At 70.9% G+C, this 13785-nt stretch carries 7 protein-coding genes; 6 read left to right on the top strand and 1 reads right to left on the bottom strand.

The genetic code is table 11. The annotated features are described in order from the left end of the window. Positions 1–25: 25 nt before the first annotated feature. The 4 genes from VHB92_RS03015 (at position 26) to VHB92_RS03030 (ending at position 7534) form a co-directional block, all read left to right on the top strand. A complete protein-coding gene (locus tag VHB92_RS03015) occupies positions 26–3007 on the top strand; it encodes a hypothetical protein (RefSeq protein ID WP_325451226.1) in 2982 nt (993 codons plus the stop codon). 107 nt (positions 3008–3114) lie between these two features. Further along, the gene (locus VHB92_RS03020) at positions 3115–5883 is read left to right on the top strand and encodes an ABC transporter permease (protein ID WP_325451228.1); all 2769 of its coding nucleotides are present in this window, start codon (positions 3115–3117) and stop codon (positions 5881–5883) included. 5 nt (positions 5884–5888) lie between these two features. Beyond that, positions 5889–6812 carry an ABC transporter ATP-binding protein gene (locus VHB92_RS03025; protein WP_325451313.1) on the top strand — a complete coding sequence of 308 codons (924 nt, stop codon included), beginning with the start codon at positions 5889–5891 and terminating at the stop codon, positions 6810–6812. Further along, positions 6809–7534: an ABC transporter ATP-binding protein gene (locus VHB92_RS03030; protein WP_325451230.1), complete on the top strand. Its 726-nt coding sequence runs from the start codon at positions 6809–6811 to the stop codon at positions 7532–7534. Before VHB92_RS03025 ends, VHB92_RS03030 begins: the two co-directional genes overlap by 4 nt. Positions 7535–7550: 16 nt before the next feature. On the opposite strand, the gene VHB92_RS03035 is transcribed toward VHB92_RS03030, so the two are convergent. Continuing rightward, on the bottom strand, positions 7551–8465 hold the full coding sequence (locus VHB92_RS03035) for an SDR family oxidoreductase (protein WP_325451232.1): 915 nt from the start codon (positions 8463–8465) through the stop codon (positions 7551–7553). A gap of 178 nt (positions 8466–8643) precedes the next feature. Between VHB92_RS03035 and VHB92_RS03040 the strand changes: the two genes are divergently transcribed. Both VHB92_RS03040 and VHB92_RS03045 read left to right on the top strand, forming a co-directional pair. Then, positions 8644–9225 carry a TetR family transcriptional regulator gene (locus tag VHB92_RS03040; protein WP_325451234.1) on the top strand — a complete coding sequence of 194 codons (582 nt, stop codon included), beginning with the start codon at positions 8644–8646 and terminating at the stop codon, positions 9223–9225. Positions 9226–9459: 234 nt separating this feature from the next. Then, on the top strand, positions 9460–13380 hold the full coding sequence (locus VHB92_RS03045; protein ID WP_325451236.1) for a bifunctional proline dehydrogenase/L-glutamate gamma-semialdehyde dehydrogenase: 3921 nt from the start codon (positions 9460–9462) through the stop codon (positions 13378–13380). The last annotated feature ends 405 nt before the right edge of the window (positions 13381–13785 follow it).

Genomic DNA, 13785 nt, shown 5'->3' on the forward strand with positions numbered 1-13785 from the left:
TCCCTGGCCGTAATAGTGTTGGCGAGTGCCCGCCGGCGAGCCTCGCACTGACGCGCACAGCTCCCGCGAGAGCGGCATCCGACATCGCCGCGACGGCTCCGGCGCGCTGTGGCGCGTTCGCTCGCGCGCGCAGACGGAGCTGCTGGCCGCCATGGCGGGCACGATCGCCATCGTCGCCGCCCTGGTGGGCGTGATCGTGGGTATCGCGGGGCAGGCGCCGACGGCATCCGTGCGCGCCACCATCGATGCCGGCCCCCAATCCGTCGTCTCGAGAAGCGTGTCGTGGCGATGGGATGCCGGCGACGAGCATCCCTCGTCCGGCGCCGTGCGAGCCGCGTTGCGCCGAGAGTTCGCAGGGCTTCCCGTCGTGATCCAGCGCGATGACACGCCCCGGTACTCCGCCCGGTGGACCGTGACTCCGAATGCCGGCGACATCCGTCCGGACGAGCTCACCGCCGTGCGCCGCGCGGAGTCGCGGCTCGTCGACGTCGTGCGGGCACTGCCGTCGTTGGGCGCCACTCCCGTCACGGCGTCGGGGGACGGGATCGAGACGCTTCGCGGCATGGAGCAGGCGAACGCGGCGCTGTCGGCCGTGCTGCCCGTTCCGGCATCCGTGCTCGCCGTGGCCGGCGTCATCGCGCTCGCGCTGCTGGCGCAGCTCCTCGTGGACGCGCGCGACAACGAGACGAGGCTGCTACGGGCGCGCGGTGCATCGGTTCGGTCCGTCGTGATCGCGGATGCGACGGAGACGATCGTCGCCGCGCTCGCCGGATGCCTGGCAGGAGGGGTCGCTGCCGCGCTCGCGCTCGCCCTCACCGTCGGGATGCCGTCGCTTCCCTGGCTCCTGCTGCCATGTGCTGGTGTGTTCGTCGGCTCGGTGCTGATCGCCGTGTCGTTCGCGGCCGTCGCTGCCGAGCGGGCATCCGGCGAGGCTCGACAGGTCTCGGGCCGCACGAGGCTGGGGATCTCGGCCGGTTCGACCCTGGTGCTGCTGGCCATAGCCGGCATCTCGATGTGGCGCTTCGTGCAGGGACAGGCGTCGTCGGGCCCGGTCGACCCGATCGCCGTGATCGCACCAGCGGCCGTGCTGTGCGCGCTCGCCACCTTCGCGGTCATCTTCTTCGGTCCGGCATCGACCGCGATCGAGGCCGGGGTCTCCCGGTCACCGGGCGTCGCGTCGCTCCCGCTTCGCCTGGTGTCCAGGCATGCCGCCGTGTTCGCGGCGCCGGTGGCCTTGCTCACGCTGGCCGTGGCGGTCTCCACGTTCGCCAGCGGGTACCAGGCGACGTGGTCGTCGTTCCTCGCGTCCTCCTCGCGGTTCGTCGTCGGCGGGGATGCCCGCGTGGACCTCGATGCACCCCAGTTCGTCTCCGGTCCGTCCGACGCCTCGCCCGTGATGCGGATCGCCGACGCGCCGGGCGTGAGCATTGCGGCGCCCGCGATCTCGACAGCGGCCGGTATCGGGCCACTCTCGCTTGACCTGATCGGGATGCGCGCGAAGACGCTGCCCGCACTGAATAGTGCGCCAGACGCGATGTTCGACGCGAAGGCGATCGCGGGCAGGCTGACGAGCTCCGCCGAATGCGGCGGGCCGTCGGGGCCATGTCGGATCCCCGATTCCGAACCCCATCGGTCCGACGCGGTCCGTGCCGCCGGGGCCGGGATCACGGTTCCGGCTGGCGCGAAGAACCTCGACCTCCGCGTCGTCGCGACCGCGTCGGCCGCCACGACGGCCCAGTTCACCGCATGGTTCGTGGCTCCGACCGGCGAAGCGATCCCGGTGTCGGCCGACGACGTTCCCGTTCGCGCGAAGGTGCTCGCACAGACCGATGGGCCGCAGGCTGGCGGGACCCAGGCGGGCGGGACACAGGCGGGGGCGACGCGGTCGGGTACCGAGCGGGTGCGCATCCCGGTACCGGCGGGAACGTGGACCGTTGAGGCCTTCGATGTCTCGGTCGACGTTCCGGAGGGCCAAGGTAGCCAGACATCCGGCCTCCCCGGAACGGGTTCGCTGGGAAGCATCAGCGTCGCCATCACGAGCGTGCGGGCGGACGGACGCGAGCTGTCGTCCGCGTCCACTGCGTGGCAGCTGCAGGGCGATGTGTACGACAACGGCACGGGCGTGATCGCTGGCGGGCATGCCGGCGATCTCGGATTCGACGGATCGGCGTCCTCCACGACGGCGTCATCCGTGCGCGTACGGCTGGCGCCGAAGGCCGGCTCGAACGTCGTGCCGGTGGCCATCAGTTCCGCGGCCGCGGCCCAGACGGGCCTCGTGGTCGGAAGCACAACGACGATGGATCTGCCGCAGGGCGCTCTCAGGCTCAGGGTCGCGGCGGTCACCCCGCAGGTTCCGGGCACGAAGCAGGCTGCGGCGGCGCTCGTCGACCTGCCGACATTGACCACGGCGATGCTGCACACTGTTCAGGATCTGCCGGCCGTGGACACGGTCTTCGTCGGAGCGCGAAGGTCTGCGGCGGTGCACGGCGGGCGGTTCGACGCTGCCGCTCTCGCCCGGGCTGTGGGATCCGGGTCGATCGTCGTTCCGGATGTCGCCCTGCCCACGCGGTTCATCCGCCCTGTCGTCCTCGCGCTCGAGCTCGGTGCGCTCGGATGCTGTGCGCTCGCCGCCGTCGCGCTTGCGGCGAGTCTCACCGCCCTGTGGCGCAGACGGCGCAGCGAGACCGTGATCCTGCGCGCGATCGGCTTCGCACCGTCGACCCAGGCGCGCTCGCGTGGGGCGGAGGCGGCCCTCGCCGTCGGCTACGCGGTCGTGTGCGGCGTGCTGTCCGGTGTCCTTGTGACGCTCGTCGCCGGCGATGCTCTCGCGCGGAAGTCGGTGCCGGGCGTACCGCCTGCGCTCCCCGTCGTAGGCACGTTCGACATCGCCTGGCTCGCCGGATGCCTGTGCGCGCTCCTCGTCGTTCTCGCGCTCGTCGTGCTGGAGTACGCCCGCGCCCTGCATCGCCACGCGATGAGCGCCGCGCCGGGAAGGACCACGACGTGACCGGCGGGCGCCACTCGGCCATGTCGACCGAGCGTAACGACGGCGTCGCCGCATCAGATGTGGCACCCGATGCGCCCGAGGGTCGGGGACGCTCAAAAACGAATGGTGTGGGGCTGAGGCTTCTTCTGCTTCCGCTGCGCGCGTTCCGCTCCGGGTTCGTCGCGATCGCCGTCGTCGTGCTCATAGCGACGGCCGGCATCGTGGCATGGCCTGCTGTGACGAGCGCGCTCGTGACAGCAGATGCCCGCGACCGGATGAAGCAGTCGCCCGTCGCGTCCCGCGACCTCACCGGGACGGTGCCGGTCCAGCTCATCCCCGGCCTCGAGGGAAGGCTCGCATCGACCGCTGGCCCCGTCATGAGCGGCCTGCCCGACGCTCTGCAGCGGGCCCGGCATGGGATGCAGCACGCTCTGCGCTCCATCACGGGCGCAGGCAGGTTCGTGGGCCGCTCGGACGGCGTGAACGCGCCGAATTCGCCGCAGGGCCTGCGTGTGAAGCACGTTCCGAGCGACCCGGAACTGAGCGCTCTCGGGTTGTCGGTGGAAGCGGATCCGCACCTGCATTCCGATGCCACGCTCGTCAGCGGCCGCTGGCAGCGCGGCGGCATACACGACGGCACCATCGAGGTGACGGTCGCGGCAGCGACCGCCAAGCAACTCTCCTGGAAGGTCGGCGCCGATCGCACTGTGGCTCTCGCACAGAGCTCTGCGGGGCCGCGGTCTCTCGGGCTGACCAAGGACTCCGACGGGCATCCCTTGCTCCGGCTCCGGCTGGTCGGCACCGTCGCGCCACGCGACGCGGGCGACGACTTCTGGCAGCTCGACCAGGTGCGCTCCAGGCTGGGAGTGAGCGTCTCACCCGACCCGAACTCGAAGATCACGTTCTACCACGGTCTGGTCTGGATCGATCAGGATGCGTGGCCGCAGCTCGCGCTGTCGCTCGGCAGCCCCTACGTCTACGCCTGGTACCCGGTGAAGCCGACGGCCATCGAGGTGGGCGCACTCCCCGGCATCGCGGCCGCCTCGACGGCGTTCCTGGCGACGCCCATCGACACGGGTGCCGGGGCGGGAGCGCAGCCCCTGCGGCTCACGAGCAGGTTGCCCGGCATCGCGCACTCCGTCACCAACCGCGAAGGCCCCGTTCCGACCCTGCTCGCCATCGTCGCCATCGGTCCGCTCGGCGCCGCCGTCGCCCTGCTGTTCGTGGGTGCCCGGTTGATGACGTCGGGTCGGGCGCGCGAGCTGCACCTGGTGCGCGCGCGTGGCGGATCCGAGCTTCGAGTGCGCGGAACGCTCGCGCTGCAGACCGCCGTCGCCGTCGTCCCCGCCGCTATCGTCGGCGGCGTCGTGGCCGCGTCGGCGACGTCAGCACTGTTCGGCACGTGGCAGGCATCCGCGTTGCTGCTGATCATGGTCTGCGCCGTCGTGCCGCCGCTGGCCGTTGCCATCACCGCATCGGCTCAGGGTGCTGGCCGCCACCGACCGGTCACCGCTCTCATCGCCGAGCTGTTCGTGCTGGCGCTCGCGTGCGCCGCGTGCATCCTGTTGCTGCAGAGGGGGGCCCGCGCGGCGACGGATCCCACCGTCGTCGATCCGCTGTTGGTGGCGACGCCGCTGCTTCTGGTGTTCGCCGTGTGCGTGCTCGTGTTGCGCGCATACCCGACGGTGCTGAGGCTGATCGGTCGGATGGCTCGATCCTCGCGCGGTGCAGTCTCGCCGGTCGGCTGGGCGTCGGCATCCCGCAGCGACCGCGGCAGGCTCTGGCCGCTCTTCGCCACGCTCACGGGTGTTGCGGTCGCGGTGTTCGCCGGCACCACGTTCACCACGCTCGTAACGAGCGCCGCGGACGACGCGGTCGCGCGCGTGGGCGCGGATGTCAGCATCAGCGGACCGCTCTCGGCCGTTCAGGTGCGCCGCCTGGAGAGCATCGACGGCGTGACCGCCGTTGCGCAGTTGCGGCTGGCGGGCCTGGGCAGAACGGCGGACGGCACCGACATCCCCGTCTATCTCGTGGATGCCGCGGACGTGTCGTCCGCGCAGTCGAGGGTGAGCGCGGACCGCCGGCTGTTCCCGGCAGATGCCGTCGCCGCGGCGTCTGCCGAGCGAGGCGGCGTCGTCACGGTGCTGGGCGCGGTACCTGGAGAGCGTGGTGTGCGGAGCCTCACGTTCGATGACGGCCGTAGCGAGGTGCCCGTGAGGGTCGTCAAGTCGGCGCCAGCATCCGATGCGCCCTTCCTCACCGACGCGGAGTGGGCGCTGCTCGACGAGAACCGGGTGCCGGCGTCGGTTCGCGCCGAGGCGACGACGGTGGGGGCCCTCATCGGCGTGCGCGACGGTGCGGATACGGCGAGGGTCGCGGCCGCCGCGCAGCGGGTGGCGGGCAAGGCCGCTCGCGTGGACTCCACGGCGGCCGAACGGGATCGGCAGGGGAAGGGCCCGCTGCTGGCCGGCCTCCAGGCACTGATGATCGCGGGAACCGTGCTCGCGCTGGTCATGGCGATCGGCGCGTTGCTGCTCACGCTGGCCATGGCGCGTGGGCAACGCGCCAGGCTGCTCGCCGTGTTGCGCACGCTCGGATTCGACCGCACCCAGTCTGCTGCGCTCGTGGCCTGGGAGGTCGTGCCGCTCGCCGTGACCGCGATCGTGGCCGGGGTCGCCGCGGGGCTGGGGCTGTCCTGGCTCGTGGTGACCGTCGTCGATCTGCGTGCCGTCACGGGAGCACTGGCACGTCCGCAGCTCGATCTGTCGCCCGGGGTGATCGGGCTCGTGGTAGCGCTCTTCGTCGTCGGCACGGCCATCGCCCTGCTTGTCGCCGTGATGTCCGCGCGGCGTGCCGACCCGGCTCGAACGCTGCGCGCGTCAGAGGAGGAACTGTGAACGACGTGACGACGGTGCAGGAGGATGCTGCGATCAGCTGCTCCGATCTCGTGCGCATCTACTCGGGTGAAGGCGTCGAGGTGCAGGCACTGCAGGGGCTGAACCTGGGGGTGGCGCGAGGCGAGCTCGTCGCCATCATCGGGGCGTCGGGCTCGGGGAAGTCGACGCTGCTCGGCATACTTTCCGGACTCGACAAGCCGACAGCCGGGCGCGCGAGCGTCGCGGGGCGCGATCTGTTGTCGCTCACGCGCAAGCAGCGACTGGAGTACCGCAGACGTGTGGTGGGTTTCATCTGGCAGCAGACCGAGCGCAACCTGCTGCCGTACCTCACCGCACGGGAGAACGTCATGATGGCCATGACGCTCGCCGGCACTCCGAACCGGCGGGCCCGCTCGTCGGAGTTGCTCGACGTGCTCGAGATCGGGCGTCTGGCGGATCGGCTCCCTTCTCAGCTCTCGGGAGGCGAGCAGCAGCGCGTGGCCATCGCCGTGAGTCTGGCGAACGAGCCCCAGGTTCTGCTCGCGGACGAGCCGACGGGCGAGCTCGACGACGCCACGAGCGCCGAGGTGCTCGAGGTGATGCGAGGCGTCAACCGCGAGCTCGGCGTGACGACGCTCATCGTTACCCACGACCCCGCCGTCTCCGAGCATGTGCGCCGCACGGTCCTGATCCGCGACGGCCGCACGTCGACGGAGGTATTCCGCAGCCACGGCGAAGGAGGCGAGCACTCCGTCGCCGAGGAGTTCACGGTGATCGACCGCTCCGGACGCCTGCAACTGCCCGCCGAATACGTCTCGCGACTGCAGCTGCGCGACCGCGTGCGCCTCGAGCTGGAGCAGACGCACGTGCGCGTCTCACCGGCGCAGCGGGTGCAGGAGCCCTCCGCGCAGAGACCGACCGAGCCGGGGGACGAGGAGGACAGGGCATGACGGATCCGACCGACACGCAGGCATCCGCGGCCCCGATCCTGCGCGGACGGCAGCTCACCAGGGTGTTCGGCGAGGGGGCGACCCGCGTGGAGGCGTGCTCGGGAGTCGACGTGGACGTGCGGCAGGGCGAGCTCGTCGTGATCAGGGGGCGGTCGGGGTCGGGCAAGACCACGCTGCTCAACCTGCTCGCAGCGGTGGACCGTCCGACGAGTGGATCCGTGTGGCTCGGCGAGCTGGAGCTCAGCGCGGCGACCGAGGACGAGCTCGTGCGCGTGCGTCGCGACCGCATCGGCTTCGTCTTCCAGGGCTTCGGGCTCATCCCAGTGCTGTCGGCGACCGAGAACGTCGAGCTGCCGCTGCGGCTGCTCGGTGTGCCGGCTGACGAGCGCGACGAGCGTGTTGCCCGAGCGCTCGAGGACGTCGGCCTCACCGGGCATGCCGCACAGCGACCCCCGGAGATGTCGGGCGGGCAGCAGCAGCGGGTCGGCATCGCTCGGGCGATCGTCTCCGAACCCGAGGTGCTGTTCGCCGACGAGCCGACCGGACAGCTGGACAGCATGACGGCCGCGGCCACCATGGACCTTCTCGTCACGCTCGTGCGTCAGCGGGGAACCGCCGCCGTCGTGACGACCCATGATCCGCTGCTGGTGGCGCGCGCCGACCGGGTGCTGGAGCTGCACGACGGCCGGGTCGTCGACGAGACGCACCCGGCCGCCGGCTGAAAGGTGTGCCCGAGGTTCAGCTCGCCGTCTTCAGCTGAACCGGACCCGCATAGTTCTCGACGATGTCCGCGAGCAGCCCGATGCCGGCCGGCTGCCAACCGAGCAGCTCACGCGTGAGCTCGCTCGAGGCCGCGACATCGGTGCCGAAGAAGCCGCCGAGCCAGCCGAAGTGCGCCGCAGCGTCCTCCCGGGAGATGGAGACGACCGGCACGTTGAGCGCGTCGCCGATGGCCTTGGCCATCTCTCTGGTGGGCACGCCCTCCTCGGCGACGGCGTGAGTGACCGTTCCCGCCGGGGCCTTCTCGAGCGCGAGGCCGACCAGGCGGGCGGCGTCGTCGCGGTGCACGGCCGCCCACCTGTGCTCGCCGTCGCCGATGTATGCCGAGACGCCGCGCTGCCGCGCGACCTGCACGAGCACGGCGGTGAATCCGTGGTCGCCTGCGCCGTGCACGGTCGGTGCGAACCGCAGGCTCACGGGGGCGATGCCGCGGTCGGCGAAGCTCAGGGCGAGCTCCTCGCTCCCGCCGCGCGGGGCGTCCGGGCCCTTGAACGGAGAGGCGTCGCGCTCGGTGGCGACGCCGCCCGCGCGTAGCCCGGCGATTCCTGATGCAAAGAGGAACTTGCGGTTCGTGCCCTGGAGAACGTCGCCGAACACCTCGAGTGCCGCGCGTTCCGTACGGCCCGACGCCGCGAAGTTGTCGAAGTCGTGCTTGAAGCCGAGGTGGATGACGGCATCCGCGTTCTCCGCGCCCGACCGGAGCACATCCAGGTCGTCGAGCCCGCCGCGGAGCGGCGTGACGCCTGCTGTCTCCAGTGCCGACGCCGAGGAGTCGGATCGGGTCAGCCCGGTGACCTCGTGTCCGGCTTGCAGCAGCTGTGGAACGACGGCGGACCCGATCCAGCCGGACGCTCCTGTCATGAAAATGCGCATGTGCGATGTCTCCTTTCTCGTCCGGCGGGTGCTGTCCGCGCCGGATCTGTGATGACGGCTAGTGATGTCAGCAACTGACATCACGACGATAACACTGATGTCAGCAACTGTCATCATTAGAATCGGAGCAGAACCGCCGACCGTACGGCCGCCGGTGTGGAGACGGGAGGTGAGCCGCATGGTCAGGTGGGAGCCGGATGCCCGCGGACGGCTTCAGCGCGCCGCGCTCGAGCTCTACGCCGAGCGTGGCTTCGAGGCCACGACCGCCCACGACATCGCTGAGCGCGCGGGCGTGACGGAGCGGACGTTCTTCCGTCACTTCGCGGACAAGCGGGAGGTGCTGTTCGACGGGTCCGCGCGGCTGCAGCAGGCGATGGTCGCTGCCGTCACCGCGTCGCCGGCTGCCTCGCCCTTCGGCGTCATCGTCGATGCGCTGACGGCGGCCGCAGAGTTCTTCGCCGACCTGCGTGACTGGGCGACGAAGCGCACGGCCGTCATCGCCGCCACTCCCAGCCTGCAAGAGCGCGAGCTGCTCAAGCTGCACCGGATGAGTGAGGCGATCGCGAACGCGCTGGTGGCACGGGGCACGGAGCCCGCACAGGCAGCGCTCGCCGCCGATCTGGGCGTCGCCGTCTTCCATCGCTCGTTCCAGTCGTGGATCTCGGGCGACCACGACTTCGGCTCGTGCGTCCGCACCACGCTGCACGACTTCGCGCGCGTGACGGCTGACGTGAGCGTGGAGCCAGAGCCCGCCCGCTGAGGACGGCGCCCCGGGACAGGACGCGCCGTCAGCCCGACAGAGGGTCCGCCGTGTGCCGGTACGGCTCGACAGACGCCTCGTGCACGGGACGGCTCGCATGGTCGCGCCGCAGGCGTCTGAGCTGCCTCGCACGATGCGACGTTGCGCCGACGTCGAGTCGTACGCACGATTCGTTGCGCCGCACGCCGACGCATCCGCTGCCACCGTGCGTCGCGGCGGAATAGTCTCAACTGCATGGCCAACGACGACGGCATCCGCACCCCCGGCGGAGTCACCGACCCGGCGGCGAGACGCGCTGACGCGCGACCCGACGGAACCGAAGACGACCTCGCCCAGAGGGCCATCGAGCTGGTGCAGGCCTGGCTGCAGGCATCCGAGGCCCGGGATGCGATCCCGGAGGCCGCCAAGCGCGACCCGGCGGCCGAACGGCTGGCCGGCCTGCTGCAGGACCCGGTGGGTCTCGACTTCGCGGTCGGCTTCGTCGACGGGGTGGCGCGCCCTCAGGACGTGTACGTGGCGGCCAAGAACCTGCACCTGCTCGGAAGCTCGATTCCCCGGTTCCTGCCGTGGTACCAGCGCTGGGCCATCGGCATCGGAGGGGCGATCGCGCCCGCCGTGCCGTGGATCGTCATCCCGATCGCCCGCCGCGTGCTGAGGTCGATGGTGGGGCACCTCATCGTGGATGCGACGCCCGCGCGGCTGGGCAAGGCGATCGACGCGCTCCGCAACGGGCCGGCAGCGGCGGGGGGACACATCCGCCTCAACCTCAACCTGCTCGGCGAGGCCGTGCTGGGGGAGAACGAGGCGGATGCGCGGCTCCAGGGCACGAGGGAGCTGCTGGAGCGCGACGACGTCGACTACGTCTCGATCAAAGTGTCGAGCGTGGCCAGCCAGCTGTCGATGTGGGCGTTCGACGAGTCGGTCGCACGCGTCGTGCAGCGACTCATGCCGCTCTATCTGTACGCGGCGGCATCCCCCACGCCGAAGTTCATCAACCTCGACATGGAGGAGTACCACGACCTCAACCTCACCATCGCCGTCTTCAAGAGGCTGCTCGGCGACCAGCGCCTGCTGAAGCTGGAGGCCGGCATCGTGCTGCAGGCGTACCTGCCCGATGCCCTCGACGCCTTGCAGGACCTCACCGAGTGGGCGCAGAACCGCAGGGCTGCGGGCGGTGCCCCGATCAAGGTGCGGGTCGTGAAGGGCGCCAACCTGCCGATGGAGCGAGTGGATGCCGCGCTCCACGGCTGGCCGCTCGCCACGTACGACGGCAAGGTGCACACCGACGCGAACTACAAGCGAGTGCTCGACTGGGCGCTCACCCCTGAGCACACGCATGCGGTGAAGATCGGCATCGCAGGGCACAACCTCTTCGATGTCGCGCACGCCTGGCTGCTCGCGCGCAGCCGCGGTGTCGACGACCGCGTGGACTTCGAGATGCTCCTCGGCATGGCGGCCCAGCAGGCGGACGCGGTCGCACACACCGTCGGCGGTCTGCTGTTGTACGCGCCCGTCGTGCATCCCAAGCACTTCGACGTGGCCATCTCCTACCTCATGCGACGGCTGCAGGAGAACGCGGCCGACGAGGACTTCCTCTCCGCGGCGTTCGAGCTGACCGACAAGCCCGAGCTGTTCGAGCGCGAGAAGGCGAGGTTCCTGGAATCCCTCGCCGAGTACGAGGCAGACGACGGGCCGCGAGGGCTCGCTCCGCTCCCGAACCGCAGACAGGACAGGGCGCGCGAGTGGGTAGAGACCGACCCGACCACGCTGTTCCACCCGCGCCCCGCGCCCGTCGATCCGGCCGCGCAGGCGGCGGAGGCAGGCCTCACGGCCACGGTGCTGGGGCTGCAGCGCGGCTCCCGCGGCAACGGGCTCTTCCCGACGACGGGGATCGTACTAGAGCCGTCCGACGCCGTAGCGGCTCCCGCACCGCAGACCGAGGCACACCCCGGGCAGGTCGATGCGGCCGCCGATGGCACGGCGACCGACGACGGGATGGCCGCGCCTGCCGCGGAGGCCCGTGCAGGTCTCGCGACGGCGCCCGCAAGCCCCGGCGGAGAAGGGCACCACGGCCGGTCCGACGCCTCAAGCGAGGCCCGACTCGACTTCCGGAACGAGTCGGACACCGATCCGTCGCTGCCGGCGAATCGGTCGTGGGGCAGGCGCATCCTGGCGTCGGTTCCCACGTCGAGCGCGGGGGAGCAGACCATCGCCTCGGCGCGGATCACGGACGAACGGATGCTCGACACCCTGCTCGCCACCGTGCAGGCGACCGGCGAGCAGTGGGGCTCCATTCCCGGCAGCGCCAGGGCCGCGGCCCTCGACCGGGTCGGCCTCGCACTCTCGGCGAACCGCGACCGGCTCATCGAGGTGATGGCATCCGAGACCGGGAAGACGATCGCCGAGGCCGACCCCGAGGTGAGCGAGGCGGTGGACTTCGCGCACTACTACGCAGCCCTCGCCAGGGAGCTCGACACCGTGCAGGGCGCGACGTTCGTGCCCTCCAGGCTCACCGTCGCCACCCCGCCGTGGAATTTCCCGGTGTCGATCGCCGCGGGAAGCGTGCTCGGTCCGCTCGCGGCCGGCAGCGGTGTCGTGCTCAAGCCTGCACCGCAGGCCAGACGATGCGCTGCGGTGCTCGCCGAGTGCATCTGGGAGGCCGGCATTCCGCGCGAGTTGATGACGCTCGCCGACGTCGAGGAGGGCGAGCTCGGCCGTGCGCTCGTCGCCGACGAGCGAGTGGACCGGGTCATCCTCACCGGCGCGTACGAGACCGCGAAGCTGTTCAAGAGCTGGCGGCCGGATCTTCCGCTTCTGGCCGAGACGAGCGGCAAGAACGCCATCGTCGTGACTCCGAGCGCCGACGTCGACCTCGCGGTGGCCGACGTGATCAAGAGCGCGTTCAGCAACGCCGGCCAGAAGTGCTCGGCGGCGAGCCTCGTCATCCTGGTCGGTTCGATGGGTACGTCGCGGCGATTCCTCGACCAGCTCGCGGATGCCGCGGAGAGCGTGTACGTCGGCTGGCCCGACCAGCCGGTCAGCTGGATGGGCCCGTTGATCGAGCCGGCGGCAGGCAAGCTCGAGTACGCCCTCCGTCAGCTGGAGCCGGGCGAGCAGTGGCTCGTGGAGCCGAGGAGGCTGGACGACTCCGGGCGCCTCTGGTCGCCGGGTATCCGCACCGGCGTGCAGCCTGGATCGCGCTTCCACCAGACGGAGTTCTTCGGCCCGGTGCTCGGCATCATGCACGCTCGCACGCTCGAGCAGGCGGTGGAGTGGCAGAACGGCGTCGAGTACGGACTCACGGCCGGGTTGCACTCGCTCGATCCCGACGAGATCCAGTACTGGCTTGCCGCCGTCGAGGCGGGCAATCTGTACGTGAACCGGGGCATTACGGGCGCCATCGTGCAGCGCCAGCCGTTCGGCGGATGGAAGAGGTCGTCCGTGGGCGCGGGCCACAAGGCGGGAGGGCGGAACTACCTGTTCGGGCTCGGCTCGTGGACCGCGGAGACAGGCTCGTCCAGCGCCAGCCTGCACCTGCGCGGACTCGACTCCCGGGTCTCGCGCGTCATCGAGTCCGCCCAGCCGGCGATGAGCTACGAGGAGTTCGACCTCGTGCGCCGGTCGGCTCTCAGCGACGCGATCGCCTGGGCGAACGAGTTCGGCGTCGTCAGGGATGCCGCAGCGCTGGGCGTGGAGCGCAACCTGTTCCGTTACCGGGCGGCGCGCGTCAGCATCCGTCTCGCCGAAGGCGTAGGCATCGCCGCCCTCCTGCGCGTCGCCGCCGCGGCGACGCTGGTACGCGGCAGGTTCGACGTGAGCAGCCCGATGCAGCTGCCGCGCCCGCTTCGCGAGGCGCTCCACCATCTCGGCGTGACGGAGGTCGTGGAGCCGGATGCGGCGTGGCTGCATCGCGTGGCCACCTCCGGCGCCGCCGTGGACCCGGAAGGACCGCCGTCCGAGCGGATCCGACTGATCGGCGGCGACCCGGCCGCACTGGCTCGTGCCCTGGGCGATCGGATCGACGTCGCGGTGTTCTCCGGGCCCGTCACGGCGTCGGGTCGGGTCGAACTGCTTCCGTTCCTCAAGGAGCAGTCGATCTCGATCACCAACCACCGTTTCGGAAGCCCGACGGCGCTCACGGACGACATCATCTGAGCCTGCAGGTGTCGTGCAACGTGTCGCGTCGGCGGTCCGAAGCTGAAATCGACCGCAAGAGCGGCTGACGATTCTCTGACAGCCGCTCAGTTCCCGAGCGCGCGCATCCGGTGATACCGGTCACATCAGACCTGGTCGAACGACCAGCTTCGCAGACGCGGACGTGGCGCCGAGTTCCGCGCCAGCATGCGGATCTCGGCCCATCGGGCAGGTGGAGCGAAGCGTCGGCCGTGGCCCCGGCGAAGCGGTGGTCGCACGGAAATCGGCTCTGATCTGCTCCTTGAGAACCTGAGTGCGCTCTGCAGAGGGCTCGGTGCACTTCATCTACGGTGGACGGCGGCCGGTGAGAACCGGCTTTTTCTTTTGCCCCCAACGAATCGCGGTGGCCGTACGTACGTGCGGGCC

Origin of the sequence: Humibacter sp., from assembly GCF_035547335.1 — a bacterium.
GTDB lineage: Bacteria > Actinomycetota > Actinomycetes > Actinomycetales > Microbacteriaceae > Humibacter.

What these genes read in the sequence shown, in the direction of transcription:
- VHB92_RS03030 (WP_325451230.1), top strand. Translation starts at nt 6,809, where the DNA reads ATGACGGATCCGACCGACACGCAGGCATCCGCGGCCCCGATCCTGCGC.
- VHB92_RS03035 (WP_325451232.1), bottom strand. Translation starts at nt 8,465, where the DNA reads ATGCGCATTTTCATGACAGGAGCGTCCGGCTGGATCGGGTCCGCCGTC.
- VHB92_RS03040 (WP_325451234.1), top strand. Translation starts at nt 8,644, where the DNA reads ATGGTCAGGTGGGAGCCGGATGCCCGCGGACGGCTTCAGCGCGCCGCG.
- VHB92_RS03045 (WP_325451236.1), top strand. Translation starts at nt 9,460, where the DNA reads ATGGCCAACGACGACGGCATCCGCACCCCCGGCGGAGTCACCGACCCG.